General features: G+C 71.2%; 1 protein-coding gene. It reads right to left on the reverse strand.

Annotated elements, in window-relative coordinates:
• Positions 1-33: 33 nt before the first annotated feature.
• Complete coding sequence (locus ACYVO2_RS37215) at positions 34-822, reverse strand: hypothetical protein (protein WP_461012556.1); 789 nt, start codon at positions 820-822, stop codon at positions 34-36.
• Positions 823-1,126: the final 304 nt, after the last annotated feature.

Below are 1,126 nucleotides of genomic sequence, written 5' to 3' on the forward strand. Positions count from 1 at the left end.
GGGGGTGGGGTTGGGTTCGGGGGTGGGAGGTGGTCAGGTGCTGATGCCGTGGCAGAAGGAGATGGCGAGGTCGTTGGCGATGCGGTGTTTGTCGGTTTCGGTGGGGTGGTGGCCGGTGACGGTGGCGAGGGTGGATTGGAGGAGGACGGGTCCGGCGAACAGGCTCATGAGGGTGGGGCGGGGCAGGGGGCGGGCGGTGCCGCGGGTGATGTGTCCGGCGAGCCAGTCCTCGACGAGTTCGGCGGCGCGGGGGGCGTAGCTGGTGCGGACGTGGGTGGCGAGGGTGCCGCGGGGGCGGGAGAGGACTTCGACGATGAGGTTGGGCAGGACGGGTGGGTCGCCCAGGAGTGAGGCGAGGATGTGGGTGTAGAGGGTGCGGGCGCCTTCGGTGAGGTCGTGGGTGGGGAGGTTCTTCTTGGCGGCGGCCATGCGGGGCAGGGGGCTGTAGCGTTCGAAGACGGCGAGGAGGAGGCCGTCTCGGCCGCCGAGTCCGCTGTGGATGGCCTGGACGGTGCATCCGGCGTTGGCGGCGACGTGTTCGAGGGTGACTTCGGCGACGCCGTGTCGGGCGTAGAGGTGGGCGGCGGCGTGGATGCAGCGTTCGGTGGCGGCGGGGCGTTTGACCTGGGGGATGCCGGCGGCGGCGAGGACGTTGTCGAGGGCGGCGCGGCTGCCGATGCGGCGTAGGAGGGTGGCGCGGGAGATGCCGACGATTTCGGCGAGGTCGGCGAGGGTGAGGTCGGCTGCTTCGCGGCCGGTGTCGGTGAGGTGGCGGGCGACCGCTTCTCCGATTTCCTCGAGGTGGGTTTGTTGTGTCGTCATGTCATGAGTCTGCGCTTGCTGTTTACTAAACACAAGTGTCAGTATCAGCCGTGGGTGGTGGCCGGTCCCTGTCCCGTCCTGCACGCACACCGTGTGATCCCCGCAGGTGGCGGACGCGCCGCCGGGGCGGCGTCCGCTCGCGGGCCCGGCCGTCGTGGTCCTGCCGGGTACGGCGGGTCCTCGCGGGCCGGCGGTGTCCGGTCGGCCTGTCGATCGTCCGTCACCAGCCCCTTCACCCACCCGGCGACCGCACGCGCCACCCCGCCGAGCAGCCCACCCCCGACATGACCGAAAACCACCCCCC

Source organism: Streptomyces capparidis (genome assembly GCF_054782095.1).

Bases quoted from the DNA above. Each gene is read 5' to 3' on its own strand.
- ACYVO2_RS37215 (WP_461012556.1), bottom strand. From the start codon at position 822: ATGACGACACAACAAACCCACCTCGAGGAAATCGGAGAAGCGGTCGCC.